Origin of the sequence: Spongiactinospora gelatinilytica, assembly GCF_003236385.1 — a bacterium.
In the GTDB taxonomy this organism is placed as follows: domain Bacteria; phylum Actinomycetota; class Actinomycetes; order Streptosporangiales; family Streptosporangiaceae; genus Spongiactinospora; species Spongiactinospora gelatinilytica.
The window spans coordinates 1-1,237 of the sequence record NZ_POUA01000734.1; the positions used below are offsets into that span (position 1 = coordinate 1).

At 71.0% G+C, this 1,237-nt stretch carries 1 protein-coding gene; it reads left to right on the forward strand.

The window, feature by feature from the left end:
- Positions 1–802 precede the first annotated feature (802 nt).
- Positions 803–1,237: SAV_6107 family HEPN domain-containing protein (locus C1I98_RS39010; RefSeq protein WP_111172197.1), on the forward strand; the 435-nt coding region annotated here is incomplete at its 3' end.

The window sequence follows — 1,237 nt, forward strand, 5'->3', positions numbered from 1 at the left end:
GATGTATTGGGCCTCCCCAGCCTCGGCGTCGGCCGCGCCCTTACCTACCGGTCCCTGGCCCCAGAAGAGCAATCCCCACCGCCCTCTACCGGCCGTCCCGCCCCTTCCGTCCTGTGCGCCAAAGGGCTCGGCCCTCGCTGACGCTCGGACGCTCTTCCTCGTATCGGGCTCCGCCCGACGCCGGGGCTCGTCGTGTGCCGTACGTACCGGTCCGAATCGGTTGTCGGGCTTGCCTCGACGCCGACATCGGTCGTGCCCTTGGACGGCAAGCCCTCTACTGCCGCTCTCGGCGGCCACCTCCTGCCCCTCACGACCGAGAATCACAAGCGCGCGCCCCTGCCCACCGTTCCCACCGCTTTTGGGTAGCCTGTCAGGCCGCCCGGTCCTCCTGCATCGGCACTTCGTGCCCTCGCTACGGACCGGAGCCCTTCTTCCACTCGCCCGCCGGGACCGTCGCGTGGCCCCGGCGGCGTGTACTCCATCTGACTGGGCGGGCATGCGCGCCCTGACTCCAGACCACACTCTCTGGCCTGGTCAGCACCCTTGATCGAAACTGTGTTCGCAGGGACTTGACATCAATACCGATCGAATTTATGTTCGATGGTGAGAACGGGACTCGCGGCCCGTTCCATGGGCGGTGGGTGGCGTCCTCGTCGTCGGCGGAGACGAGTGGGCGTCGCCCGGCCGGACGGGGAGTGGGGAAGCTCCTCGTCCGGCCGCCCGGCAAGATTGTCGGTGCTGTCTGCGAATGTGGCATCACCGGCAGTGAGCCGGAGCCGCCACGAGCGAGGGAGGCTGCAGCATGACCCCACGGCTCAGCGATGACAGCGGGCCCCGATTGTCGCCCACGGTCAGAGCACACCTGGCCGATGCGCGTGACTGCCTGACGCAGGCCGCGTCGGCGACCACCCCGGCGACGCGTTATGTCTCCGCCCACCTGGCCGCGCTGCGCGCGGCGGCGGCGGTGCTGGCCGCCCGGCCCCGGCCGATGGACGGCAGGCGCCGGCGACTGCGCAGCGCCTGGGAACTGCTCCCGGAGGCCGAGCCACGGCTGGCCGAATGGGCGGCCTACTTCGCGGTGAGCGCGGGCAAGCGCGCCGCCGCCGAGGCGGGCATGGTGCGAGTGGTCAGCGCACGCGACGCGGAAGAGCTGATCGCGGAGGCGGAGACGTTCGTCACCACCGTGGAGGCCATCCTCGGCGTGCCCGGCCAGCCCGCCCTGCCCGTCACCGTCCCC